This is a genomic window from Hymenobacter setariae (assembly GCF_007713685.1).
In the GTDB taxonomy this organism is placed as follows: Bacteria; Bacteroidota; Bacteroidia; order Cytophagales; family Hymenobacteraceae; genus Hymenobacter; species Hymenobacter setariae.
On sequence record NZ_VMRJ01000002.1, the window covers coordinates 354486 to 377935 of the forward strand.

Sequence of the window (23450 nt, forward strand, 5' to 3'; positions counted from 1 at the left end):
TACAGGCATTATGCGGGCGCAAGCCTAGCCCCGCAGTGCAAGCCCAGCTTCGGCGCTATGAGGCGGGCGAATTGCCTCGAGAATTGGCTTTTGCGGGCCTTTACGCGGGGCATCAATAGTATTATCGTTGCCTAGGCTAATCATAGGGTCGGTACAAACCTGCTACAGCCCTGTATGCTACGTTAAGCGGTACTTTTGCGAGTATGCGCTACTTTATCCATTTTGCTTACGATGGCACGGCATACTGCGGCTGGCAAGTGCAGCCGGGTGTGCCTACTGTGCAAGCGGCCCTCGACAAAGCGCTGAGCCAAGTATTGCGCCAGCTTGTGCACACCATAGGAAGCGGCCGCACGGATACAGGTGTGCATGCTAGCCACCAAGTCGCTCACTTCGAGGCTACTTTGCCAGAGGGAATGACATTTGAGCTGCTGCGCTATCGCGTTAATCGTGCTTTGCCGCCCGATGTGCAGGTATTTGATATACACGAGGTAGGGCCACAAGACCATGCGCGGTTTTCGGCCGAAGCGCGGACTTATGAGTATTTTGTAAGCCTGCGCCCCAATCCCTTTCGGCGCGACCAAGCGCTGTATCTCGACTGCGCTCCCGATGTGGCCGCTATGAATGAAGCAGCTGGCTACCTAATAGGCCAATTTGACTTTACTGCCTTTTCTAAGGTGAAAGGTGGTGAAAACCATTATATCTGCTACCTCTACGAGGCTGGTTGGCACCCCGACCCTCATCATGCCGATGGGCTAGTGTTTCGCATCCGGGCCAATCGCTTTGTGCGGGGGATGGTGCGGCTAGTGGTAGGCACGCTGCTCGATGTAGGTAGAGGCAAGCTGACCCCAGCGGAGTTCCAACAAGTGCTGCACCGGCAGCAGCGCGTGGCAGCTAGTGGCGCAGCTCCTGCTAAAGGCTTGTACTTGAGCAAGGTAGAGTACGCACCTAGCATCTTGCCGAGTAGGCTCACCTAGGAAGAAAAAGGCTAATTGGTATAAAAAGGCTTGTTAGTTCCAACATGCTTGATTTACTGGGTACATAATAGTTTAATCTGCTGGCTTCTTGTTGTTCGTTAGCAAGGTCAATTTGTGGCTGCCGAACGAACCGTGCCGACCTTTGTTAGTAGAGCTACTGACTATGGACCCAACTTCTGCTACCAAAACCGGCCAGGTATTCGACTGGCAGGTGCTGCGCCGCCTGCTCGCCTATGTGCAGCCTTACCGGAGCGTATTTATTGGCCTCATCTTTTTGACCGTGGCGGCGGCGGTGCTAGGCACGGTGCGCCCAGCGCTCATTCAGCGCATGGTCGATGTGGACATCAATAACAACGACTGGGCGGGCCTCAACCGCTCGACGCTGTGGCTGCTGGCTTTGCTAGTGGTGAACACGCTAGTGAGCTACCTCCAGACTTACTACGGTGGCTGGCTAGGCCAGTACATCGTGCGCGACATTCGCACTGACCTCTACCGGCACTTACTCAGCCTCAAGCTCAGCTTCTTCGACCGCACGCCCCTAGGGGTGCTCGTGACGCGCAATATCTCCGACGTAGAAACCCTGGCCGATGTGTTTAGCGAAGGCCTAGCTGCGATGGTGGGGGACTTGCTCCAAATCGTGTTCCTGATGATTTTCATGTTCTGGACTAACTGGCAGTTGGCGCTCATTAGCCTCTCCGTTATCCCGCCATTGCTCTTCAGCACCTACGTGTTTAAGGAGAAGGTAAAGGGCAGCTTTCAGGAAGTGCGTAATGCCGTCGCCAAGCTCAACAGCTTTGTGCAGGAGCACTTGACGGGTATGAACGTGGTGCAGATTTTCAACAATGAGGACCGCGAGTTTCGCAAGTTTGAGGCTATCAACCAGGAGCACACGAAGGCCAATATTAAGTCGGTGCTGTACTACAGCATCTATTTTCCAGTAGCTGAGGTCCTAGGTGCCATTGGGGTGGGCCTACTGGTGTGGTACGCCGCGCAGGGGCAGATTGAGGGTACTATCTCGAAAGGGGCGCTTATTGCCTTCATCATGTACAACTCGCTGTTTTTCCGGCCCATTCGGCAGATTGCTGACCGTTTTAATACGCTTCAGTTGGGATTAGTGAGTACCGAGCGACTACTCAAATTGCTCGATAACAAAGACCTAGTAGCTACTTCGGGCACCGCGCCCGTGCCGCAGCTACAGGGCGATGTGGAGTTCGACCACGTGTGGTTTGCCTACAACGAGCCTGAGTGGGTGCTCAAGGATATTAGCTTCCATGTGAAGCCTGGCCAAACCATCGCCTTTGTGGGAGCCACTGGGGCGGGCAAAACCAGCATTATCAACCTGCTGTCGCGCTTCTACGACATCCAGCAGGGGCACATCCGGGTCGATGGCCAAGACCTGCGCGAATACGACCTCAGCCAGCTGCGCCGGCAGATTGGGGTGGTGCTGCAGGACGTCTTCCTATTTGCTGGCTCTATCCGCGATAACATCACCCTAGGCAACCGTGCCATTGGCGATGCCCAAATAATGGAGGCTGCTGCGCTAGTGGGCGCTCAGCGCTTCATCGAGCGCCTGCCGGGCGGCCTCGACTACCTTGTAATGGAGCGCGGTGCTACGCTTTCGGTGGGCCAGCGCCAGCTTATCAGCTTTGTGCGGGCGCTAGTGTACGAGCCGCGCGTTATCGTGCTTGATGAGGCTACCTCGTCGGTCGATTCGGAAACGGAAGAGCTCATTCAGGAAGCCATCGATAAGCTCATGGAAGGTCGCACGGCGCTGGTTATCGCTCACCGTCTCAGTACCATTCAGAAAGCTGACCGCATTATTGTGCTCGACCGTGGCGAAATCAAAGAAACCGGCACCCATGAGGAGCTACTGCGCCAAAACGGCTACTACGCTCAGCTCTACCGCATGCAGTATGCTAGCAGCGAGCAAGTAGCAGTGGGCAATGAGCGATTGCCGGACAACGATAAAGCCAGTAAGCAAGCTTAAAGCAGCTCCTCCAATCACCGTAACCTGCTCATTACTCTTCGTGCGTTACTTATTTCCTATTGTTCTTGTCGTCACGGCCGTTGCGCTCAGCTTTTATGCCTACCTAGGTGGCCTACGCACGCCTACCGTAGCCCTCGAAACTACCACCGCACCCACGCTATTGGCGGGCCAAGTCTATGCCGGCAAAGTGCAGGGCCAGCGCTTTGGCGAGCTATTTAGGGAAGCCAAAACCACCCAGGAGAACGGCCGCCTAGGTACCGGTGTGGCACTGGCCAATATCTACTACAACAACCCCGAAACCGCTCACGATACCATTCAGGCCTTCATCGGCCTAGCGGTGGCCGATACGGCACGCCCGCTGCCCGCTGGCTGGCGCTACCGCATGGTGCCAGCCGGTCAGCGCATTATGCGCGCTCAGATTAAGGGCGTAAGCTTCCTGCTGGCGCCCGATAAGCTGTATCCCGCTGCTACCGAAGCCATCAAGGCGCAGAAGCTCACGCAACGCGGAAATTTCTACCTAGAGCGCTTCGGTGCCGACGAAATTTCAGAAATGTGGATAGGCGTCAAGTAGGCTGGGCTGCTCGAGCGTGAGGGTGCCAGAGCGTGAGTGCGATACTGGCGAGGGAAAGCGCGGGCGAAGCTGCGCCGTATACTTCCTAAGATAATGCTATTGCTTTACTGATTAGCTAGTTAGCCAACCTTTGTAGGCCCGAGCAAGTACAAAACGAAGGCATTGCGTGCTGCCTTGGGTCTTAGACCTAGGACTCAAAGCACTGCGCAGCGCTACTGTATTGCTCTAACCTATAAAGGAACATTCGCATGCTAGCAATGGAATATCGCGGCCCAAAACGCATCCGGGCCACTCAAAAACCGATGCCCGAAATCTTGCATCCCGAAGATGCGATTGTGCGGGTAACGCGCTCGTGTATCTGCGGCTCCGACCTGCACCTGTATAATGGTAACGTGCCCGATACGCGCGTAGGCCAGACCTTTGGACACGAGTTTACGGGGGTGGTCGAAGAAATTGGCTCCGAGGTAACTAAGCTCAAAGTGGGTGATAATATACTGGTGCCGTTTAACATTGCGTGCGGCAAGTGTATTTTCTGCAAGCAAGGCTTATTTGGCAATTGCCATGAAGGCAGCCCCCAGGCTACGGCAGCGGGCGGCTTCTTTGGCTACTCGCACATCACGGGCGGCTACGATGGCGGGCAGGCCGAGTATGTACGCGTGCCCTACGCCAACGTGAGCCCCACTGTCATCCCGCCCGGCATGGACATTGAAGATGCCGTGCTGCTAACTGATGTGGTGCCCACGGGCTACCAAGCTGCCGAAATGGGAGGTATCCAAACCGGCGACACAGTCGTGGTGTTTGGCGCCGGTCCCGTAGGCATTATGGCCGCACGCTGCGCTTGGCTATTTGGCGCGGGCCGCGTCATCATCATTGATAAAGAGGATTACCGCCTAGAGTTTGCCCGCAACTACTCGAAGTGCGAGGCCTACAACTTCCAGGAAATTGGCGACCCAGTCCTGTTCATTAAAAAGCAAACCGACTGGATAGGCGCTGATGTTTGCATCGATGCCGTAGGGGCTGAGGCCGCTGGCAACGCGCTACAAACCATCACTGGCCGCAAAACGCTGTTGCAAGCTGGCTCGGCCACGGCCGTACACTGGGCCATTAACTCGGTGCGCAAGGGAGGCGTGGTATCCATTGTGGGCGTGTATGGCCCCACCGATAACCTAGTACCCATCGGCAACGTGCTGAACAAAGGCATTACCATCCGAGCCAACCAAACGGCCGTGAAGCGCCACCTGCCGCGCCTCATCGAGCACGTGCAGAATGGTGTGCTTAACCCCAAGGGCCTCATCACCCATCGCCTGGCACTGGAAGACGTGGCCGATGGCTACCGCATGTTCTCAGCCAAGCTCGACAACTGCATCAAAACAGTCTTGATTCCTTCCACTGCCGGAATGTAACGCATTGCTATCATGGAACCTATCACCCAAAATCCGTCGCAGCTTCCTGGCTGGAACATCGACAACGACCCCGAAAACGACCCCACGTACCCGATGCGCACGCGCACCCCGGACGACCATAAGGGGTATAGCTGGGAGCGCCCCACGCAGCAGCCTATCAACATTGAAGTGCTGCACTCCATCGAGCGCCCTAATGTCACGGCTGTATTTGGCACCTCGGTGCCTCCTAGCGGGCTGAGCGGCGTTATTCGGCGCTTTGCCTTCAAGTACAGTGAAAACAGCTACTTACACTGGTTGCCGCTCTTGCTGGCCGACCGCGTAAACGTAGTAGAAGGTGTCATTGATGACCTAGCTCACGGCCACGTACCCAATATTTTTGCTGAAAAGGGCTACAAAACCGAATGGAAACACGACCGTGCCGGTCTGATAATCAAGCTGACTACTGTGGCCGCTATCGCAGGCGGCATAGTAGTGTTACTCTCCAGCAAAGGCAAAGGTGGCAAGAAAGCCAAAATTCGCACCGCTAGCAGGTAATTAGCCCGCGCATAAAAGACCTAGGGCCGTTGAGTAGCTACTCAACGGCCCTAGGTCTTTTATGCGCTAATGTTGAGCGATAGGCTATTTGCCAAAGTAATAAGCGGCCTTATGCTAGATATTCTGCAGGCTGAAGCTGAAATTGAAGCTATGGGTGTTAGTGAAATTGCTACTGTTAAGATAAGTAATATAGCGAAGCTTCGAGCCCAAAGCGAGGGATGGGGAAAGAGGGCTACCCTAGGTGTAGTGCTTACGTAGCCAATGTTGGTGCCACCACTATAATGGGTATAGCCTAATCCACCGAAGAGGAAAATTTTTAATCCCTCTTATTTCAAGCTCGACTGTGTAGTAGGACTACACTGCTTAAGATTAAAATAAAAAGGCCCTTTGCTTCATCAAAAGCAAAAGGCCTTTTACATAAAGTCGGGGTGGCAGGATTCGAACCTACGGCCTCGTCGTCCCGAACGACGCGCGCTACCGGGCTGCGCTACACCCCGAGAAGTAGCGGCATCGATGGGGCGACGCCGCGTCGGGAAGTCCAATTCTTTCACAAGTTGACCTAAAAAAACCCCCGACCCGAAGGTCGGGGGCTCTTTCGTGGGGCAACTTGTCCCTTGGTCGGAGTGGCAGGATTCGAACCTACGACCTCCAGCACCCCATGCTGGCGCGATACCAGGCTACGCTACACCCCGAGGGAATTGGAGGCACAAAGGTAGAAGAAAAATTGAGAACTACGCAAGTCAAGCAAGTTTTTTTTCAAATAAAGCTAGCCTAGGTGCTGCGGCTGGCAAGGTTTTAGTAGGTTAAATCGGTCAAGGCCAGTCCGAAAAAAAGCGAGCTGTTGTACCTTTAACCTACTGAAAAAACCTTTATCCCTGAGTGTCATGAAAGTATTCTTTACCTGCGCCGGGGCGCTGCTGTTGGTGTCGCTCGCGAGCCACGCCCAAACGACGCCGGCCCCAGCCGCTACGACCGCGCCGGCTACTACGGCCGCTGACCCTGCGGCTCCTACCACGCCAGTTCCTATTGCTTTAGCGCCCGTGACGCCCGCGGCCGACCCTAACGCACTTAAAATCAAAGCTGATATTAACCCCATCACGCACAAGCTGACCGTGCGCTGCGATGCGGTAGGGCCCACCCGCGTCGAAATCAACGACAAGGAAGGTCGCCCGGTCCTCACCAAAACGATGATGGCTGGCACCACGCCCGTAACCCTCGACACGGGCAAGCTGCCCGCCGGCCCCTACGTGGTGCGCTGTACCGCTGGCGAAAAAACCGGTATGCGCCGTGTAATGCTAGGCGAATAAAGCACGAGTCTAGATAAAAAAGCCGGCGAGAAGTGAGAATCAATTTTCTCACTTCTCGCCGGCTTTTTAGGTGGTCGCTTACTACTCGTTTACCGCTTCGGTCTGTAGCTGGCGCTCATAAAGCGCTCGGTAGAGCCCATCGGCCTCGGCCATAAGGGCGGCGTGGGTGCCGTGCTGTACAATTTGGCCATCATCGAGCACTAGAATCTGGTCGGCCAGCTTCACCGACGATACGCGGTGCGAGATGATGAGGCTAGTGCGGTTCTTCATCACGCGCTGGAGGCTGTCTAGGATGGCATTCTCGGTCTTGGTATCGACCGCCGACAGCGAGTCGTCTAGAATCAAAATTTTGGGCTCTTTTACTAGGGCACGGGCAATGCTAACGCGCTGCTTTTGGCCGCCCGAGAGCGTGATGCCGCGCTCGCCTACCTTGGTATCGAAGCCTTCGGGAAAGCGGATGATGTTCTCGTACACGTCGGCATCGCGGGCAGCTTGGGCCATGCGCTCCTCGTTAGGCTCATTGAGCCCGAAGTTGATGTTGTTGCGGATGTTGTCGGAGAAAAGAAACACGTCCTGCGGTACGTATCCAATTTGCTCGCGCAGCGACGTGAGCGAGTAATCGCGCACATCTACGCCATCAACCTGAATGTCACCGCTCGTCACGTCGTAGAGGCGGCAGAGCAGGGCGGCCACCGTGCTTTTACCCGAGCCCGTATTGCCAATGATGGCCAGCGTGTGGCCTGGCTTGATGCGGAAGCTGACATCGCGCAGGGCCTTGATGCCAGTGTCGGGGTAGGTGAACGATACGTGGTCGAAGACGATATCGCCCTGAATTTCCTGGCTCACGTCGCGGCGCGACACGATGTCGGTTTTCTCGTCTAAAAACTCATTGATGCGGGCTTGCGAAGCCTCGGCCCGCTGCACCAAGGATGAGGTCCACCCTAGGGCCGTTACGGGCCAGGTTAGCAGGTTGACGTAGATGATAAACTCGGCAATGGTGCCCGTAGTGATAGTGCCGTTGATTACCTCTTGGCCGCCAATCCAGACGGTAACGACTGTGCTAATGCCCACCAAAAACATGATGAGCGGAAAAAATAACGAATTGACAAAGTTGAGGCTGAGCGACTTGTCTTTATACTCGTTGGTAGCCACCGTAAACTGCTCCAGAGAGTCTTGCTGCCGCACAAACGACTTGAGTACCCGAATACCCGAAAAAGCCTCCTGCGTAAACGTGGTCATGCTGGCCAGGGCCCGCTGAATATCATCCGACTTCTTCTCAATCAAGTTGTTGATATAGAAGATAGTGACCGACAAAATAGGTAGCGGCAAAATCGTGAGCAGCGTGAGCCGCACGTTGACCATTAGCATCAGCGGCACCACGAGGATAAACAGCACCACCAGCTGCAAAAAATACATGATGCCCGGCCCTAGGTACATGCGCACGCGTCCTACATCTTCGGAGATGCGCGACATGAGGTCGCCGGTGCTGTGGCGGCGATAAAAGCTGAGCGGCAGCGACTGGTAATGCTGAAATATCTGATTTTTCTGGTCATTCTCGATGAGGCGCGACATCACGATGAGCGTCTGGCGCATAAAGAACAGAAAAATGCCTCGCAGCAGGGCTAAACCAATAATCAACATGCCGTAAAACAGCACGTTGCGCCCGAAGAGCTGGTACACGCCGGCCTGCGCCTGGGTACCCGCGAAGAGGTGATAGAGGTCGATGCCCTCGTTTACTAAATCGAAAGAGTAGCGCACCAGTTGGGCCGGAAAAATAGTCAGCAAGGTGCTGAGTATCACAAATAGTACACCACCTAGGAAGTGCCACTTATAGCGGAAGATGTGGACGTTGACGGCGGCGAGCGAGCGGGTTGGCATAGAAGCAGGGTAGGAGCGGGAAGCGGGGCCAGAACCGGAAAAAAACGGGTACTTTTGCAGTCCCAAACGGCCGGCTGGCCGGCCTGGGGAGCCGGCCACGTAGCTACTTAACAAAGTTACGGCCTACTCTTCCCGGCAACTGCCGTGCGGAATAAGCAAAACCGGCCGAATTAATTGTGCCTCATTAACTGTTAGCGGTCAGTTCCTTTCTAACCGCCTCGCCGCTCGCTGCGGCGCCATCCTAACCGATACATACTCGAAATGCTAAACCGCCGCTTACTCAGAATCAAGGTCATGCAAGCCCTCTACGCCTACCAGCAGGCAGTAGCCGCCGACTTGCAACTGGCCCAAGACCGCATCGCGGCGGCGTTTGAGCCCGACCTCACCGCCGACGTAGCCCCCGACCGCCGCCTGCTCGAAGGCCAGCGCAAGCTGGGCGAGGCGCAACTGCGCGAGTGGCACCGCACCGGCGAACTGCCCGAAACCGGCTCTGACGATAAGGAAGTAGCTGCGGCCCTAAACGCGGCCATCGACTACTACCAGAAGCTGGTGCAAAAAGAAAGCTCGTTTTACGGCGGGCAACTGCTGCACGGCGCCGAAAGCATTCACGACCAATACCTGCACCTGCTGAACTTGCCGCAGGCGCTGCTCGAAATCATTACTGAAGACAACGAGCGGGAGGCACGCCGCTTCACCGGCCCTAGGTTCGAGGCTGAGGCCACCGCGCGGCTGTTTGGCAACGCGGCTTTTGCTAAGCTCAAGGAAAATGAGCAGCTGCTGCAAACTACCATTCGGCGCAAGCTGCAGTGGACCGACTCGGAAGAAATCGAGGCCCTGCGTGAGGCGTGGCAAAAAGAAATGAAGCCCGACGAGGCCGTGCAGGCCTACCTAGGGGGCAAAAACACGGGCCTAGCCGAAACGGACTACGAAACCGACATGGAGCTGGTACGCCACCTCTACAAGGATTTTGTATTCAAAGGTGAAGCGCTGCCGCGCTGGCTCGAAGCCAACGACCTGAACTGGGAGGAAAACCGCCCCATCGTGCGCAACCTGGTGCTGAAGACCCTGAAGATGCTGCCCTACCAGGCCGACGAAAAGCAGGAGCTGATGAACTTGAGCGCCAACTGGCAGGACGACCGCGACTTTGCCGAAACGCTCTACAACCAAACGCTGCAAGACGATGCCAAGTCCGAGAAGCTCATTGCCGAGTCGGTGCAGAACTGGGACGTGGAGCGCGTAGCCCTGCTCGACAAGATTATCCTCAAGATGGCACTCTGCGAGATGCAGCTTTTCCGGGGCATTCCGGTGAAGGTGACCATTAACGAATACATCGAAATCAGTAAGCTCTACAGTACCCCGAAGAGCAAGCAATTCGTAAACGGTATTTTGGATAAGCTGGCGCAAGACTTGGCTGCAAGCGGCGAGATTCGCAAATCGGGCCGCGGGCTGCTGGACAATCAATAGCCACCTAGGGCGTTTGGCTGGCCAGTAGCTCGGTTGAGCTGCGCCACCTTCTCCCTTGTATTCTTTCTCTTCACCCCTATTCTGACCCCACTCACATGGCTAGTAAAACAACCACCGGCCTGCTTTGCTTCACGGGCGGCGCCCTTGCCGGGGCTGCCATTGGCTTGCTCTACGCGCCCGAGACCGGCCGCGAAACTCGTTCGTTTCTCAGCTACCAGCTCGAGAAATACCGCTCGGTGTTGGCTGACCTCACCGAAAGCCTCGTGACCAGCCGCGACAACACGCCGTCCTCGGCCAAGAGCGAAGGGCAGCGCGTGATTCAGGATGCCAAGACCAAGGCTGAGCAACTGCTCGGCGATGTTGACCAGCTCATTAGCCAGATTAATTCGCGCCGCGCTACCAACTAAGTGTTGGGTGAGGTAGGGACTTGGCGATTCAGTGGCGTAGTTTGTACTGGCGTATCTGGCTGGCTAAGCCCTTGCTTCGCCCCTTACTTGTGCCACCCACTTACCCTACCTCACCACCACTTTTATGCATCTCGTAACGCTTATTCCCGGCGACGGCATTGGGCCCGAAATCACCCAGTCCGTAGTCGATATCTTTGCCGCCGCCCAAGTTCCTGTGCAGTGGGAAACCCACAATGCTGGTGAAACGGCCCTGGCTGAGAGCGGCAGCCTGCTGCCCCAGCCGCTGTACGACTCGCTGGAGCGCACCAAAGTAGGCCTCAAAGGCCCCGTTACGACGCCCGTAGGCAAAGGCTTTAAGAGCGTAAACATCACGCTGCGCCAGAAGTACGACCTGTACCAGAACGTGCGCCCGGCCAAGACGACGCCCGGCATCAACACCCGCTTCGAAGGCATTGACCTGGTGCTGTTTCGCGAAAATACCGAAGGCCTGTATGCCGGCCTCGAGGTGTACGACGAGCGCCTAGGTATCGCCGACTCCATCAGCCGCGTGACGGTGGAGGGCTGCCGCAAAATCTGCCAGGCTGCCTTCGCCTTCGCCTCCAAGCACGGCCGCAAGCACGTGACGATGGCCCACAAGGGCAACATCCTCAAGAACGCTGGCAAGCTGATGCTGGAAGCCGCTCGCGAGGCTGCTGCCCAGTACCCCGAGGTAACGTTCTACGACGACCGCATCATTGATAACATGTGCATGCAGCTGGTAGGAAAGCCCGAGCAGTTCGACGTGATTGTGACCACCAACCTGTTTGGTGATATCCTGTCGGACCTCTGCGCTGGCCTAGTAGGCGGCCTAGGGGTGGTGAGCGGTGCCAATATCGGCGACAACATGGCCATCTTCGAAGCCGTGCACGGCTCGGCCCCCGACATTGCGGGCCAAGGCAAAGCCAACCCCACCGCCCTGCTGCGCTCGGCGCTGATGATGCTAGAGCACCTAGGCGAGAAAGAGCACGCTACTCGCATCGAGAAGGCCCTCAATGAGACCTTTCTGCACAAAGAGCAGTGCACTGGCGACCTAGGCGGCAAAGCCTCGACCAAAGAATTTACGCAGTTTATTATTGACAAGCTGTAGGAACGCTCTGCTGGGCGCTCCGCGTTTGAGGGGTATAACCTCTATGAGCAACTTTCTAGTTGTCAAGTAGTAATTGTTAGCCATTAGCCTTTCGTAAGGCTTGAATTGCTATTTCACGATTACTACTTGACAACTCGATTATTTAAACGCATGAAGAAGATTAGCATACTCTTAGCCGTTGGCCTGCTAGCTGCTAGCTGCAACCGTGATAAGTCGGCTGAGGCCGGCACGCAGGGCATGAATGCCGCCGCTGCTGCTGCTGACGACAACTCGAAAGCCAACCCAACCATCGACAACCCCAACGTGGCTAGCGACACCGAAGCCCCGAACCCCGACGCCCCGGTGATGACCTTTGCCGAGTCGCAGTTTGACTTTGGCGACATCAAGCCCGACAGCAAGGTGGCGCACACGTTCACCTTCACCAATACTGGCAAAACGCCACTGCTCATTGCTGATGCCACTGCCTCGTGCGGCTGCACCACCCCCAACTGGACCAAGGAGCCCGTGGCACCCGGCGCTAAAGGCACGCTCGACGTGCAGTTTGACAGCCGCGGCAAGCAGGGCCTCATCAGCAAGCAGGTGAGTGTGCGGGCCAATACGCAGCCCAGTACTACTGTTATTTACATTAAAGGCAACGTACTTACGAAGTAATTTGCCTGCTCTTAGGGAGGAGGTAAAGCAGTTGCTTACAAGCTGTTGTTTTACCTCCTCCTTTTACTTTCTTCTTTAGAGTCATGACTTTTCTTACCCTTCTTCTCCAAACTGCGCCCGGCGGCGGCATCATGCAGCTGGTATTCCCGGTGGCCATTGGCCTAGTGCTGTACTTCTTCATGATTCGGCCGCAACAGCGCAAAACGGCCGACGCTAAATCCTTCCGCGAGTCGCTGGTGAAAGGCACGCGCGTGGTCACGATTGGCGGTCTGCACGGCCTATTGGTAGAAGTAGGGCCTGAGACTGTATTGCTCGAAGTAGAGCGCGGGCAGCGCCTGCGCTTCGACCGCTCGGCCATTGCCCGCCTAGCCGGTAGCACCACCGCTGCCGAAACCGTAGCTACCACCGCCTAGGATGGCAGCCCTGGCGCCCCGCCTCCTTGCGCGCCTGCTGCGCCCGTTGGCTGGGCACCAATCCAGCTTTTACCAGGCCGTGCTGGCGTGCTTCGTCATTGCCAGCACGCTCTGGATGCTGCGGGCGCTCAACAGTAGCCACGTGGCCGCTCTCGATTACCCCGTGGCTTGGCACTACAATGCCCAGCGCTATCACCCGGCCCGGCCGTTGCCCGCTACCGTGCGGGTAGAGGTGCGCGGCAATGGTTGGCGCTTGCTCAGCCGGGCGCTGCACTTTCACTCGCCGCCCGCCGAGGTGCGCCTGCGCTTAGCGGGTACCCCACCACCGCGCTCGCCACTACGCCCGCCCTTGCGCCGGGCCCTAGGTACCGTGCGGTTGGTGTCCCTGCCTACCGACTCAGCCACGTTCTACCTAGTGCCGGGGGCAGATTCTACAAGCAAACCGCTTGGTAGTGGCCGTCGCCCTCTCTAATTCTATTTAATAACATGCTGCGCATTGGCATCACTGGTGGTATTGGCTCGGGTAAGAGCATTGTAGCGCGCCTGTTTGCCGCCCTTGGGGTGCCCGTGTACGATTCCGACAGCCGGGCCAAGGGCATTATGGCCACCGACCTAGGGCTGCGTGAGCAGCTGCTTGCGGCCTTTGGCGCCGAAACATATACCCCCGAGGGCCTACTCAACCGCACACATTTAGCCCAGCGCGTTTTTGGAGAGGCTGCGCAGGTGGCCCTGCTCAACTCGCTGGTGCACCCGCGCGTGGGTGCCGATTTTGAGGCGTGGGTGGCGGCACAGGCAGCGGCTGGCCAGCCCTATATCCTCAAGGAAGCCGCGTTGCTCTACGAATCGGGCGCTTATCGGCAGCTCGACCGCATCATCACCGTGTTTGCGCCGCCGGCCGTGCGCCACACTCGCGTGCTGCGCCGCGATGCCCACCGCTCGGCCGCCGATGTGGAGGCCATTATGCGCCAGCAGCTTAGCGATGAGGAAAAGCTGGAACGGGCCGATTACGTGGTGTACAACGATGATTCGCAGCTAGTACTTCCCCAAGTGCTGGCCTTAGACGAAGCTTTCAGAATGGGTTAAGTAGAAACGACAAGAGCTAGGAACCCGCCTAGCTCTTGTCGTTTCAGTCCACTAGTTACCTCACCGGATAATGGGGTAGCGCTCGAAGGGGCGGTCTACGAACAGCTTGCGGTAGGTGGCGTGGGTCTTGATGATTTTGGACCCAATGCTGCGCGTGACCACGAGCATCCTGGGGTTAAAATCACCAATCCAGTTCATTTCGATGTCGGTGTAGCCCGCCTTTAGGAAAGAATGCTGCGTTGACATGATAAGCGCGTTCTCAACTCCTTTACCTTGGTGCTCAGGTACTACGCCGTAGATGATACCTAGGATTTTCTTGTTGGTACGCTGGGTATAGCGCCACTGCTCCCACACAAAGCGGAGCTTACCGAGCAGGTCGAGCCGCTTGCCCACGTGCTTGAAAATCTGGTTGAGCTCGGGGATGTTAATAAAAAAGGCCACCGGTTCATCTTGGTAGTAGGCAAAGGCCAATACGCGCTCGTCGAGCACGGGCTTCATCTCCTGCACAATGTTGCGGGCCTGGTCTAGGGTCATGGGCTGCACGCCGGCGTGCTTGCCCCAGGCTAGGTTGTAGACGTGGTGAAAGTCTTGAGCTAGCTTTTCGGGTTCGGCTTTTCGAGCGTGGGTAAATAGGTAGCCGGCCGCAGTAAGCTCGGTGAGCTTCTTTTCAAAGCTGGGGTGTAGCTTCTGCGCCACCGGGCGGTAGCAGGTGTACTGCTTGAAGTAGAGCTGAAAGCCATAGCCCTCCAGCAGGCGCTGGTAGTAGGCCGGGTGCCAAAACATACCGTAATTGGGCTCGTGCTCGAAGCCATCGATGAGCACGCCCCAAAACCGGTCGCGGTCGCCGAAGTTGATGGGCCCATCCACGGCTAGCATGCCGCGCGCTTGCAGCCACTGGCAGGCCACATCGAAGAGCTGGTTAGCCGCCGCCTGGTCGTCGATGCACTCGAAGAACCCTATGCCGCCGGCGGGCAGGGTAGGGTCGGTGGCAGTGGCCGTGAGCGCATTGACGAACGCCGCGATGCGCCCAACGACCAAGCCGCTGGCATCGGTGAGCAGCCAGCGGCAGGCCGTGCCGCCCGCCGCAAACAGCTTGTTCTTGGCCGGGTCAAACACGGCCTCTAGCTCGTTGTCGAGCGGGTTGATAAAGGCGGGCGCGGCCCGGTGCAGGCGGCGCGGCAGGTCGCAAAACTGCTGCTGCTGGGCGGCGGAGATAACTTCGAGAAGAGGCATTTCCACAAAGATAGGTTGGCCCCGGCCGGGCGGGCGGGCCCTAGGTACTGCCTAAGCGGGTAAGCTCGGCCGCAGTCAACTAGTGCTAAGGGATTGTCTGCGAGTGGCTTTATTCGTCTTCTTCGGGGGGCAGCTGGCGCTGGAAGTACTGCTGCAAAATGGCATCGACTTTGGCCCGGGTGAGGGGCTTGCTCACCCAATCGGCCACGGGTAGCTTGGCCATGCGGGCTTGGTCGCGCGCGTGCACCGAGGTCGTGAGCACAATGACAACGGGTGGCGGGCTAGGCGGCTGGATGTAGGCTTCCAAAAACTCGATACCATCCATGACGGGCATGTGCACATCGAGCAGCACCAGAGCTGGGCACCGGTCGTTGGGGGGTGGGTTTTCGGCCAGCAGCGCCAGGGCGTCGGCGCCATTTTCGGCCACTAGGCAGTGGTCGGTCACGCCCAGGCTCAGCAGCAGCTGCTCGTGCAGGAAGTTCGTCGTCGGGTCGTCGTCAACCAACAAAACGCTAGATAGCTTTTGCATAGTCTTACGGAGCGGAGAGCTGGAAAGGTCTTAGGTGGGAAAGGTGACTGTGAATGTAGAGCCTACATCGGGTTCGCTCTGCACAGTAATGCTGCCGCCGGCATTTTCAATCATGCGTTTGACCATGTAGAGACCTACGCCCGAGCCGGCTACGTGGTCGTGCAAGCGCCGAAACATTGCAAAAAGCTTGCGCTGCTGCTCGGGCGTGAGGCCAAGGCCATTGTCTTGCACTTCGAGCACCGCGGCCGGGCCCTGGTGGTGGCAGCGCAGCTGCACCACGGGCGTGCGGTCGGGGTGGCGGTACTTGAGGGCATTGCTGAGGAGGTTATACACGATACTGCGCAGGTGCTGCGGCGCAAACGAGACCGTGGCGCAACCATCGAGGTTTACAAGTAACTCAGCATGAGTTTCTTCGAGTAGTGGGGCTAGGTCGAGGCGCACGGCCTCGACCACGGCGGGCAGGTCTACCTCTTCGGCGGGCTGGGTATAGGCGTGCTGTAGCTTGGCTAGGTCGGTGAGCTGCGCAATGGTGAGCTGAAAGCGCTCGATGGCACCCTGCATCATGGTTAGCACGCGGGGCACGAGGCCCGCCTGCCGGGCCTCGGTGGGTAGCTGCTTGCGCAGCAGCAGCAGCAGCCCCTCAATGTTGGCAATGGGCGCCTTGAGGTCGTGCGACGCGGTATAAATAAAATTGTCTAGGTCGGTATTAGTGCGCGTAAGCTGCTCATTGGCCACTAGCAAGCTGTGGGCTAGGTCCTGGGCCTGCTGCGCGCTCGCTACCACCGCCTGCCGGGCGCTTACTTGTTCGGTTACGTCATAGGCAAAAACCGCAATCCCACGTGGCTGGCCTTCCTCTAGGTAAGCTTGGTAGGTGAAATTGAAGTACACCGTCTTGCGCGAGTGGCCATCGGGCTCGATGATGCTGAATGGCAACTCGGTGCCGTGGTACGGCTCGCCGGTGCTATACACGCGGTCGAGCAGGTTTGGGACGCCCTGGGCCACCAGTTCGGGCAGAGCCTCGGCGAGGGGCCGGTGGTGCAGGTGCCGCCCGGCAAAGAGCTGCTGAAACGAGTGGTTGACGTACTCAAACCGATGCTCGGGCCCCCACATCAGGGCCACCAGGGCCGAGGTTTGCTCGAATACCTGGTAGAAGGTTTCACGTTCCTGCGCCCGGCGCTGAATGGTGGCAAGTATTTCGGCTTGCAGCTTTTCGGCACGCCGGTGGGCTTCTATCTGCTCCGTGATGTTGAGCATGAACATGAGCACGCCGTCAATCTGACCGTGCTCATCGTAGCGCGCTTGCTGCACGTAGTGCAAGTAGAAGTCTTCGAGCGGTCCACCTTCGTGGCGCGCCAGGGGCACGCGCACGCCTATCTCCTCGTGGGGCTCCCCGGTTTGGTACACCTGCTGCAAGGTTTGCCAAATGAGGCTGTTTGCCAGCTCGGGCAGCGCCTCGAGCAGGGGCCGGCCGAGCATGGTGCGGCCGGGTAGCAGCCGCTGGTAATCGGTGTTTACGAGCTCATACACCATCGTAGGCCCATCGAGCACGCAGATAGCGGCCGGCACCTGCTGAAAGAAATTGGCCAACCGGCGGCGCTGGCGCTCTGCCTCATCGCGGGCCGCGCGGGCCGCCCGCACGCCTTCCAGCACGCGGGTTTCTAGGTTGCGGTTGAGCTGCCACAACTCCATCTGTGCCTGCTCTAGCTCGGTATTGTTAGCGTGCAGCTCTTCGTTGGCCGTTAGCAGTTCCTCATTCAAGGTGCTAAGCTCCGCATTCAGCTCTTGCACCTGGTGGCGGTCGCGGAGCTGCGCGCTAATATCGAGGGCTACCACGGCAATGCCTGTGACCTGGCCTTCGGACTCTTGCAGCGGGTAATACCCAAAGCTCCAATAGCCTTTGTCGGCGGGTGTAGCCTTTGCCGGACCTAGGCGCTCGTGCGTGGTGCGCGCTTTGCCGGTAGCCAGCACGTCGGTAAGAATGGCTTTGGTAAGCGGCTCGTTGGTTTCGGGCAAGGCCTCAAACAAAGGCAGCTCCAGCACTTGCTCGGCCGAGCGGTCCCAGAGGGCACACATGGCGGGGTTAACCAGCTCGATGAGATGCTCTGGCCCCCGCAGCACGGCCATTGCCACTGGGGCCTGCTCAAACAGGCGCTGCCACTCGGCTCGCTGCTGCTCGCGCTGCTGGCGGGCCAGCACCTGCCGCGTCACATCGTGGGCCGAGATGGAGATGTAGCTTGGTTGCCCGCTGGCTTGGTAGGCTTGGTATCGAAAGTTGAAATAGCCCCACTGGGTAGGCCGCCCATCTACGGGCGGCAGATTTAGGCGCACGTCAGGGCCGAAAAAAGAGCCTCCCGTTTGCCCTAGGTGCCGAAGCAGTAGCTCTAAGTTGGGTTGCGGCACCTCGGGCAGTGCCTCGGCCACCGTGCTGCCAACGAGCTGGCGCCCCGGAAATAGCTTTTCAAACGCCAGGTTCGCATAGCTGAGGCGGTATTCGGGGCTTTGCACTACGCACACAGCCGTCACGGTTTGCCCTAGTATCTGCTGGGCTAGGGTGGGGGGCAGCACCAGCGCGGGGTCAGCAGCTGGCGCTGGCACTGCGGTGAGGCTAGCCACCAGCAGCTCGCCATCGCGCTGGGCGGCCACATACAGCCGCTCGCCCAATGGCGTCGGCTGGTAGTCGTAGTACTCGGCCTGCTCAGAGGCGAAAGCCGCGCTGTAGAAGGCCACGAGCGCAGCGTCTTGCGGGGCTAGTGTCAACAGCGTGCCCACCGGAAACTCGGGCAGCCCAAGCAGGCGCTGCGCGGCCGGATTGAGGCGCACGTAAGCCAAGTCGATTACCTCGGCCGGGCGCTCGGCGGCGTATAGGGGCCGCAGGTGCACAATGCCAGTCTGCGAGGCATCCAATAGCGTTTGTAAGAGCGCATTGGGAACAAGTTGTTCGGTCAATGGCTGGGTGGGAGCACGCATAGTGAAGACGCGGATACTCATCCACATACGTAGAGAACGCGGGGGCAGATGGAGCTGTTCACTATAGCTTTACTAATAGCTCCCCCGCCACCGCAAGCAATGTAATGCTCAATACGTTACCGTTCCCCCACGCCTAGCAGCCGGGCACCTAAGGCTACTTCACCGTTACTTCGAGCGGCGAGGCCAGGCGCTGGGCAAAGGCGGCTAAGTAGGCGTCCCAGTCGGCGGCCGTGGCAAACTGCCCGCTTTTCTGCCACCCAAAGCCAGCATAAAACACGACAGTGCCCTGTGTGGGCTTCGTTACCATATACAGCTGGCTCTGGTCTTTCTCGGCGCTGCGGTGGTCTTGGTAGTCAAGCAGGTACCTAGGGGCCACCACTACACCAGTTCCTAAGCACGAGTCGTCGATTTTTTCCCAGTAGCGGCACCAGCCAGCTTGGCGGTCGGCCTTCACTTCGCCCTTGGCCTCGTGCAGCGTCAGGCCGATGGTGCAGTTCGGCAAGGGCTTGTCGGCAGTCAGCTTCTCCTCGTAGCGCGTCAGGTTCGAGCCTAGGTCGAGGCTGATAATTTTCTTCTCCGTCACCGACCGGCCGTTGGCATCCCAGGGCGCGTAGGTCAGCTCAAATACCGTGCGGATGGGCCCCGTAGCCAGCACCTTATACGAAGTAAAATTCTTGGAAATGTAGAGCTTGCCACCGTCGAGTACGCCGGTGCCGCCCACGCCGCGGCTAGTGCCCACGTGGTAGGGGTCGTAGCCCTCGCCGATGTCGGTGTGGTAGGCAAAGGGCTTTTCGTGCACGTGCCGCCCATACCATTTATCAATGATGGGGTAGGGCACTCGCTTCAGCCAGCAGTCCATACCGCTGCTGAGCGTGCCGTTGGGGTCTTTTTTGTCAAAAAGCTGCTCGGCATTAGGGCCGTAGGTGCGGAACGCCACCCGCTCATTTTCCCAAGCAAAGTCGTCGGTGCGCTCGGGCACGAAGCGCGCAAACGTAGTGGGCCCATCGGCCGGCACCGGCGCCGGCGCGCCAGCCGCCAGCACAAACTGCCGGGTGCCCTTAGCCGGCAGCGCCGCCTGAAATAGCAGCTCGTCGGGCTGCCCATCGGCGTTGCTGTCCAGCAATTGGCTCGTGAGCACGGCCTGGGTTTGGGCGTCCTCCACTACCACGCCGCGTAGGCTGGTGGCAGGCCCTAGGGCCTTCAACTGACTAAGCGGCAGGCTGATGGTTTCGGCGGGGCGGGCCACGCTCAGGCGGTTGCGCACCGTCACGAACAGAGCGGCAGGGGCGGGCTTGTGAGCAGCTAGCCCACCCGCCAGGGGGAGGGCCGCCGCAAGGAACAGCATTTTCTTCATAAGTGTAGAGAACCGAGGGCCGCCGCTACCTAGGTAGTTGGGCCAGCTCTTTTTTGGTGATGCGTAGCACGGTGCCGTGGCGCGTGCCAGCCGGAAATTGCACCCGGTCCGACTCATCGGTCCAGTGCGTAAGGTCGGTCGAGGAGACCATGCCGTACTTGTGCTCGGTGTATTTGTCGAAGTACACCAGCCACTTGTCGCCCAGCCGAATAGCCGTAGGTCCCTCGGCCCAGTACTTGCCCGTGATGGGCGCCGAGGGCGGGCCGTAGGGCCCCGTTGCCTGGTCGGCAAAAGCGACGCGCAGGTTTTTCTGCACCGGCTCTTTGGTTTCGTCTTTCAAAAACATCACGAACCGCTTGCCGTCGGGCTGTATTGTGGCGTCGATGACATTGAAGCCCTGGTCGTAGAGCACCTTGGCGGGCGTGTAAGTCTTAAAGTCCTTGGTTGTGACGTAGTAAATACGGTGATTATTACCGCCTTCCAGGGTCGTTTCGCCCGCCGCAAAGCGGCCCGGAATCGTGGTGGCCCAGTAGATGAGGTATTGGTCGTGGGGCGCGTCGTAGGTGATTTCGGGCGCCCAGCAGTTTTTGGCCGTCGGCTCGTGCGCCATCACGGGCACTTCCTGCTGCGGGCTCCAGTGCACAAGGTCTTTAGAAGAAGCGTAGCCAATGCTGCGGTCGTGCCAACTGGTGGTCCAGACCATATGAAACAGCCCATCCTTTCCGCGAATGATACAGGGGTCGCGCATGAGCTTATCGGCGCTCACGGTAGGCGCCAGCAGCGACTTGCCTTGGTTGAGAGCCGTCCACTGCAAGCCATCGGGGCTGGTGGCCAGGTGCAGGCCATCCTCGCCATTGCCTTTGAAGTAGGCAAACAGCAGCACTTCGTCTTTTTTGAGCGGCTTCTGTGCGTAGCTAGCGAAGGCAGAGACAACAAAGGCACTGGCGCAGAATAAGCGGAAGAAATTCATTACGAATAGATTAAGGTGCGTTTGTCAGCGCGAGGAGGCACGACGAAGCAATGACAGGTAGGGTTTACAGCGCATGGTCCAGCTTTACATCTTGGCCCGACCAGATGCGGCGAGCGGTCCAGTCTTGCGCTGGGCTGCTCCAAAAGGCATGGCTCGGGACCAGCCCTAGGGGCAAAAACGTCGTGGTGCAGAGGTACAGGCTACCCGTCGAGATGTACCCTTCGCCAATGCCCGGCTGGTGGCCGCACAGCCCAATCTGAAGCCAGCCCTGGGCATCGAAAGTGCCCTTGGGCTCCATGGTGCGCCGGATAACGGCCGTGAGGGCGCTGCGCACCTGGCCGGGACCTAGGCCCTCGGGCAGCAGCCCCTGCAAGCTGCACTGCGCCAAATGCTGAAAGGCCCCGCACCGGTACGCCAGTGAGCGCCCAAACGCTGCAAATGAGCCATCGGGCCCAATGAGGCGCTCTTGCACCGCGGCGTAGCGGCGGGCGCGGGTGCGCAGGGTTTCGAGCAGCTCGGGGCGCTCTTTGCCCGCAGCGACCAGCGTGCCCACCACATCGAGCAGCATGGGCTGAATGACGTAGCTGTTGTAGTAGTCCCAGTGGAAGTCAGGCCCGTCGCCGTAGGTGCCGTCGCCCTTGTACCAGGTTTGGTGCTCCTTGATGGCGTAGTCCATCCGCATCAGGTCGCCGCTGCCCGTAAACTTGAGCAGCGCCGCCTCAATAATGCCACTGAACAGCAGCCAGTTGCTATACACCGGCTTGATGATGCGGGTGCTTTGCAGCGCCTGCACTAGCTGCGCCTGGGTGGCGGCTGGCAGCTTGCCCCACAGCTGAGTCGGCGCTCGTAGCAGCGCATGGGCTAGAAATGCAGCATCTACTACTGGCTGCCCACCTTGGTTAAAGTTTAGAAAATCGGGCGATTGGGGATTTACACCGTGGGCGATGGCTTGGCGAGCCAACTCAGCGTAGCGCGTTTGCCGAGCTAGCTCGGCGGGAGGCGCATCGGGCAGCTCTAGCCACGGCGCCAGCCCAGCCAGGGTGCGGCCTAGGGCCTCTAGGTGCGTTACTTGGCGGCGGCCGTCTTGTTGGCCAGAGGCCGCTTCGACCGGCATAGTAGCTTTGAGTCTGCCCTGCGCCGCGGCGGCCAGCACTGGCTCCGCAATGCGCACCAACGTGGCCAGCCAATAGTCGCGGTCAGTACCCCGTGGGGCAGCTGATGCGGTCCCTAGGTCGTACCCAGCCACAGGAAGAGCACCTAGGGCAGCCAAGCCCGACAAGCCAGTAGCCGCCTGGCTTACAAATGAACGCCGTTTCATAAGCCCTTACTTGAGTTTCAGTACTTCGGAGCCGGCCAGCAAAAAGGCGCCGGTGCCGTACACCTCCCAGCTATCGGCCGAAAAATCGCGCCGAGGGTCGGCCCCGATGGGCTGCACCCAGCCCACGCGGCCCTCCGGCGACACCACGGTGGTAAGAGCCGCCCAAGCCTTCTGCACAGGACCTAGGTAAGTGGCCCGGTCCAGAATGCCTTGGTTGATGCCCCAGGCCATGGCGTAGCAGTCGAAGCCCGAGCCCGACGTTTCGCCGCCGGGGTAGGCGGCCGGGTCGAGCAGGCTAGAGCGCCATAGCCCATCGGCCTGCTGCAATTGCACTAGCCGGGCGCTCATTTCCTTAAATAAGTTGATGTAAAACGGCCGGCTGGGGTGGCCGGCGGGTAGCTCTTGCAGAAGCTGCACCAGGCCGCCCATCACCCAGCCATTGCCCCGGCTCCAAAAAATGCGCTGGCCATTGCTTTCCTTTTTACCCTGGCCGGTAGCATCGAGCAGGTACGAGGCATCGCGCGAAAAGAGATGCTCCTGGTGGTTAAAAAGCCGCTTATACGTTTGCTGATACAGCGTGTCGTTGAAGGCCAGGTACTGGGGCTTGTTGTCGATAACGGCCACCTTCGCCAGCACCGGCGGGCCCATAAACAGCGCATCGCACCACCACCACGTAATACCGTGGCCTTGCACTTCGGGGCCCGGCGTGGTGCGCACTTTCTCCACCACAGCCAAGGTGGGCTCTATCATGCGCCGGTCCTTTTTGAGTCGGTACAGGTTGAGGTAGGTTTGGCAAATGGCAATGTCGTCGGCGTGGTCGTAGCGCGGGCCGGGCTGCCAGTGTGTGCGCTCGCCAAGGGCCATAAGCGAGTCCAGAATCAGCTTCGACTTGGTGGCTTGGTAAGCAGCAAACACGCCCGAATAGAAAGCGCCGTTGGTCCAGTCAGTGGGCGCGTGCTTGGGGTGCGCGAGCTGCCATTTGGTGGCCTTCAGCAGTTGTTCCTTGATGTAGTTGGGCTTGAACAGCGCCGCATTGGGGGCGCTAGTTTGGGCGTGCGTAGGAAGCCCTAGGCCGGCCGCTAGCAGCAGGCCGCCGAGTAGCCAGGTGGTCCGAAGAGAACGGAGCATAGCAAAAGCTGGGTGGGAGAAAGCGAGTTTTGTGGCTAGCAGGCGAGGCCTGAAGTAGCTACAAAACCTCACTGCAATACTAGCCCCCAGCGTGCGAGCCGGCCGGGCTATTCTCGGAGAATAGAGGGGCTGTTTTCGGTGAGTGCTACACCT

21 protein-coding genes and 2 tRNA genes are annotated in these 23450 nt (G+C 58.6%); 13 read left to right on the top strand and 10 right to left on the bottom strand.

Annotation, left to right across the window (positions count from 1 at the left end; genetic code table 11):
- Positions 1-203: 203 nt before the first annotated feature.
- From truA to FNT36_RS08015, 5 genes are all read left to right on the top strand, one after another.
- Positions 204-974 carry a tRNA pseudouridine(38-40) synthase TruA gene (gene truA / locus FNT36_RS07995; protein ID WP_144846215.1) on the top strand — a complete coding sequence of 257 codons (771 nt, stop codon included), beginning with the start codon at positions 204-206 and terminating at the stop codon, positions 972-974.
- Between the two features lie 163 nt (positions 975-1137).
- On the top strand, positions 1138-2961 hold the full coding sequence (locus FNT36_RS08000) for an ABC transporter ATP-binding protein (protein WP_144846217.1): 1824 nt from the start codon (positions 1138-1140) through the stop codon (positions 2959-2961).
- A gap of 40 nt (positions 2962-3001) precedes the next feature.
- The gene (locus FNT36_RS08005; protein ID WP_144846219.1) at positions 3002-3532 is read left to right on the top strand and encodes a hypothetical protein; all 531 of its coding nucleotides are present in this window, start codon (positions 3002-3004) and stop codon (positions 3530-3532) included.
- A 248-nt stretch (positions 3533-3780) separates the two neighbouring features.
- Entirely contained in the window at positions 3781-4935 is a 1155-nt protein-coding gene (locus FNT36_RS08010) for a zinc-dependent alcohol dehydrogenase (RefSeq protein ID WP_144846221.1), read from the top strand.
- Positions 4936-4947: 12 nt separating this feature from the next.
- Positions 4948-5469: a hypothetical protein gene (locus tag FNT36_RS08015; protein ID WP_144846223.1), complete on the top strand. Its 522-nt coding sequence runs from the start codon at positions 4948-4950 to the stop codon at positions 5467-5469.
- A gap of 423 nt (positions 5470-5892) precedes the next feature.
- Here the strand turns inward: FNT36_RS08015 and FNT36_RS08020 are convergent.
- Both FNT36_RS08020 and FNT36_RS08025 read right to left on the bottom strand, forming a co-directional pair.
- Positions 5893-5966, bottom strand: a tRNA-Pro gene (locus FNT36_RS08020).
- Positions 5967-6084: 118 nt separating this feature from the next.
- Positions 6085-6161: transfer RNA gene (locus FNT36_RS08025), tRNA-Pro, on the bottom strand.
- 192 nt (positions 6162-6353) lie between these two features.
- On the opposite strand from FNT36_RS08025, the gene FNT36_RS08030 reads away from it, so the two are divergent.
- The gene (locus FNT36_RS08030; RefSeq protein ID WP_144846225.1) at positions 6354-6776 is read left to right on the top strand and encodes a T9SS type A sorting domain-containing protein; all 423 of its coding nucleotides are present in this window, start codon (positions 6354-6356) and stop codon (positions 6774-6776) included.
- Between the two features lie 81 nt (positions 6777-6857).
- Here FNT36_RS08030 and FNT36_RS08035 read toward each other — a convergent pair whose 3' ends face one another.
- A complete protein-coding gene (locus FNT36_RS08035; RefSeq protein WP_144846227.1) occupies positions 6858-8654 on the bottom strand; it encodes an ABC transporter ATP-binding protein in 1797 nt (598 codons plus the stop codon).
- Positions 8655-8948: 294 nt separating this feature from the next.
- Here FNT36_RS08035 and nusB point away from each other — a divergent pair, with 294 nt between their 5' ends.
- The 7 genes from nusB to coaE all read left to right on the top strand — a co-directional run bounded on the left by nusB (position 8949) and on the right by coaE (position 13798).
- On the top strand, positions 8949-10118 hold the full coding sequence (gene nusB / locus FNT36_RS08040) for a transcription antitermination factor NusB (protein ID WP_233635772.1): 1170 nt from the start codon (positions 8949-8951) through the stop codon (positions 10116-10118).
- Between the two features lie 95 nt (positions 10119-10213).
- Entirely contained in the window at positions 10214-10525 is a 312-nt protein-coding gene (locus FNT36_RS08045; protein ID WP_144846231.1) for a YtxH domain-containing protein, read from the top strand.
- A 124-nt stretch (positions 10526-10649) separates the two neighbouring features.
- Entirely contained in the window at positions 10650-11651 is a 1002-nt protein-coding gene (locus FNT36_RS08050; protein WP_144846233.1) for an isocitrate/isopropylmalate dehydrogenase family protein, read from the top strand.
- Positions 11652-11801: 150 nt separating this feature from the next.
- Positions 11802-12302, top strand: coding sequence for a DUF1573 domain-containing protein (locus FNT36_RS08055; RefSeq protein WP_233635773.1), 501 nt, complete (start codon positions 11802-11804; stop codon positions 12300-12302).
- Positions 12303-12385: 83 nt separating this feature from the next.
- On the top strand, positions 12386-12715 hold the full coding sequence (gene yajC, locus FNT36_RS08060; RefSeq protein WP_144846235.1) for a preprotein translocase subunit YajC: 330 nt from the start codon (positions 12386-12388) through the stop codon (positions 12713-12715).
- Position 12716: 1 nt separating this feature from the next.
- Entirely contained in the window at positions 12717-13187 is a 471-nt protein-coding gene (locus FNT36_RS08065) for a hypothetical protein (protein ID WP_144846237.1), read from the top strand.
- Positions 13188-13201: 14 nt separating this feature from the next.
- Complete coding sequence (gene coaE, locus FNT36_RS08070) at positions 13202-13798, top strand: dephospho-CoA kinase (RefSeq protein WP_144846239.1); 597 nt, start codon at positions 13202-13204, stop codon at positions 13796-13798.
- Between the two features lie 60 nt (positions 13799-13858).
- On the opposite strand, the gene FNT36_RS08075 is transcribed toward coaE, so the two are convergent.
- From FNT36_RS08075 to FNT36_RS08105, 7 genes are all read right to left on the bottom strand, one after another.
- On the bottom strand, positions 13859-15031 hold the full coding sequence (locus tag FNT36_RS08075) for a hypothetical protein (RefSeq protein WP_144846241.1): 1173 nt from the start codon (positions 15029-15031) through the stop codon (positions 13859-13861).
- Positions 15032-15140: 109 nt separating this feature from the next.
- Positions 15141-15560: a response regulator gene (locus FNT36_RS08080; RefSeq protein ID WP_144846243.1), complete on the bottom strand. Its 420-nt coding sequence runs from the start codon at positions 15558-15560 to the stop codon at positions 15141-15143.
- Between the two features lie 30 nt (positions 15561-15590).
- Entirely contained in the window at positions 15591-18527 is a 2937-nt protein-coding gene (locus tag FNT36_RS08085; protein ID WP_233635774.1) for a PAS domain-containing protein, read from the bottom strand.
- Positions 18528-18681: 154 nt separating this feature from the next.
- Complete coding sequence (locus FNT36_RS08090) at positions 18682-19881, bottom strand: DUF4861 domain-containing protein (RefSeq protein WP_233635775.1); 1200 nt, start codon at positions 19879-19881, stop codon at positions 18682-18684.
- A gap of 25 nt (positions 19882-19906) precedes the next feature.
- Positions 19907-20851, bottom strand: coding sequence for a glycoside hydrolase family 43 protein (locus FNT36_RS08095; RefSeq protein ID WP_144846249.1), 945 nt, complete (start codon positions 20849-20851; stop codon positions 19907-19909).
- A 64-nt stretch (positions 20852-20915) separates the two neighbouring features.
- Entirely contained in the window at positions 20916-22169 is a 1254-nt protein-coding gene (locus tag FNT36_RS08100; RefSeq protein WP_144846251.1) for a DUF2264 domain-containing protein, read from the bottom strand.
- Between the two features lie 6 nt (positions 22170-22175).
- Positions 22176-23297 carry a glycoside hydrolase family 88/105 protein gene (locus FNT36_RS08105; protein WP_144846253.1) on the bottom strand — a complete coding sequence of 374 codons (1122 nt, stop codon included), beginning with the start codon at positions 23295-23297 and terminating at the stop codon, positions 22176-22178.
- Positions 23298-23450 lie beyond the last annotated feature (153 nt).